The following is a 749-nucleotide window of genomic DNA, read 5'->3' as shown; positions in this document are numbered from 1 at the left end:
GTGACAATTCCCGCTAGCCCCCATAAAATGTTTAACATCGTGTACATCTCCAATCGTATCTATGTATGGTACTTGTGAAAAGCCTTAACCATTCTACAATGAAAATAAGAGCGTTTCAATAATAGACACAAAAAAGACAAACAAATGTCAGATGTCTGATGACTAAGGGAAGGGTAAATAAGAAATTTAGGGTTCAACAAAGGAACGCAAAGTATTTATTAACGAAAACAAGAAAGAAGAATCAGTTCGTGTCGCCAGTCCATCATTATCATGGTTAACGTATTTTTTATATGATGAATACGGAGAAGAAAATGTAGAAAACAATAACTCTTCGTTAAGACATCGCATTGGAGATAATGAGGCAAGGGAACTTTCCAAAGTATTTGGATAAGAGAGAGCCCGACGACATAATCCTTTATAGGTCAAGGGAATGAAGAGGACCAAACCATCGAAAATACGACTACATAGTGACTGTGAAATAGCGTGAGATGTATTTATTCAAGGTTTTAACACAAAAAGGAGCTATCCTAAAATGGGATAGCTCCTTTTTGTTTGTAATACTACTATATAAACATTCCTGCAATCGCTGCAGAAAGTACAGATGCAAGAGCACCGGCAATGACTGCTCGCATACCGAGGCGTGCTACATCAGGACGACGTTTTGGTGAAAGGTTACCTAATCCACCAAGTAAAATTGCGAGTGATCCAAGGTTTGCAAAGCCACATAATGCAAATGTAATGACGGCAAC

Annotated in this window: 1 protein-coding gene and 1 pseudogene; one reads left to right on the top strand and one right to left on the bottom strand. The window is 38.2% G+C overall.

The annotated features are described in order from the left end of the window. Positions 1-208 precede the first annotated feature (208 nt). Positions 209-391: pseudogene (locus tag AB1471_RS16965) on the top strand (YueH family protein); the annotation flags it as partial. 172 nt (positions 392-563) lie between these two features. Here AB1471_RS16965 and AB1471_RS16960 read toward each other — a convergent pair. Then, positions 564-749: nucleoside transporter C-terminal domain-containing protein (locus tag AB1471_RS16960; protein WP_367780928.1), on the bottom strand; the 186-nt coding region annotated here is incomplete at its 5' end.

The sequence above is a fragment of the Jeotgalibacillus marinus genome (assembly GCF_040801915.1).
GTDB lineage: Bacteria > Bacillota > Bacilli > Bacillales > Jeotgalibacillaceae > Jeotgalibacillus > Jeotgalibacillus marinus.
Note: the sequence above shows the minus strand (reverse complement) of the source record. Positions and strands in the feature narration are given on the sequence as shown.